1 protein-coding gene is annotated in these 469 nt (G+C 72.3%); it reads right to left on the bottom strand.

The features are described 5' to 3' along the window. Window positions 1-318 (bottom strand): acyl-CoA dehydrogenase family protein (locus G3I71_RS47125; protein WP_343243304.1); only part of this gene is annotated, 318 nt, incomplete at its 3' end. Window positions 319-469 lie beyond the last annotated feature (151 nt).

The following is a 469-nucleotide window of genomic DNA, read 5'->3' as shown; positions in this document are numbered from 1 at the left end:
GGGCAGGAAGTAGTCCTTCTGCTCCGGGGTCCCGTACTTCATCAGGGTCGGGCCGACGGTGTTGAGCGTGACCATGGAGACGGGCGCGCCGGCCCGGTAGGCCTCGTCGAAGAACACGAACTGCTCGTCCGCGCCCCGGCCTTGCCCGCCGTACTCCACGGGCCAGCCGAGTCCGAGCAGTCCGTCCGCGCCGATCCGGCGCAGGACCGCGCGCTGCGCTTCGAGGCCCTCGGGCACCCCGTCCGGCAGCAGGTTCTTGAAGTACGCGCGTAGTTCGGCGCGCAGCCGCAACTGGCCTTCGGTCGGGGCGAGGTGCACGGCGCGGGCCTCCCGGCGGGACATCGACAGAGTAAACCTGACTGTCCGTCAGATTTGGTGGCGATGTCAAGGTCGGGAACCGAGGCCGAGCGGCGGGCGCCGGCCCGCGCCGGACGGGCCGCGGCCGGCGGCGGACGAGCTGCGGACACGC

Source organism: Streptomyces sp. SID12501 (genome assembly GCF_010550245.1).
Taxonomy (GTDB): domain Bacteria; phylum Actinomycetota; class Actinomycetes; order Streptomycetales; family Streptomycetaceae; genus Streptomyces.
This window is presented reverse-complemented; position numbering and strand designations above follow the sequence as displayed.